Source organism: Streptomyces actuosus (assembly GCF_016921115.1).
GTDB lineage: Bacteria > Actinomycetota > Actinomycetes > Streptomycetales > Streptomycetaceae > Streptomyces > Streptomyces actuosus_A.
The window spans coordinates 1-542 of record NZ_JAFFZS010000151.1; the positions used below are offsets into that span (position 1 = coordinate 1).

The 542-nt window shown below is 57.6% G+C and carries 1 protein-coding gene; it reads right to left on the minus strand.

Going from position 1 to position 542, the window contains the following annotated elements:
• Window positions 1-363 (minus strand): hypothetical protein (locus tag JS756_RS39000; protein WP_205387460.1); only part of this gene is annotated, 363 nt, incomplete at its 3' end.
• Between the last annotated feature and the right edge of the window lie 179 nt (window positions 364-542).

A 542-nucleotide genomic window follows, 5' to 3' on the forward strand; every position in this document is an offset into this window, starting at 1 on the left:
ATCCTCGATCTGATCCGGCAACTCAGCCGGCTTCTGCGACGTCCCGGGCTTGGGAAGCCGCAGCTGAGCCACCCGGTCCACCGCTGACTTGGAAGACCCATTGAAGTCGGCCTTGACCTTCTCTAGCACCGTTGTGCTCCTCTGGCCCCATTTCGAGGTAGATGCTTTGTCGGCGCCATCCCCGTCCTGAACCACATGCAATATGAGCCATTCGAAAGCATCGTGTTTCTCTTGGTTGCTGCTAGTAGTCGACGCGCTGGCTTGCGGTGTCGAGGCGTGGGCTTTGATCCATTCGCGCACTGCTTTCCGGGCAGTGGTCTTGTAGGTGTCGTTATCATCGCATCGTAGCAGGTAGATCTTCAAGTAGGGAGTCTGTCGTAGACCCGGGATTTGATGTCGTCTGTGTGGAACAGCACCGGAGGCTGTGTCGCTAGAGGACTTGCGTTCGACGGCCTCCTGTTGGGTAAAGCCGATGCGGAGGGACTCGATCGAACGAACGGGACGGCTAGGGGACTTCCAATGGAGGTTCTTCAGAGGGAGTT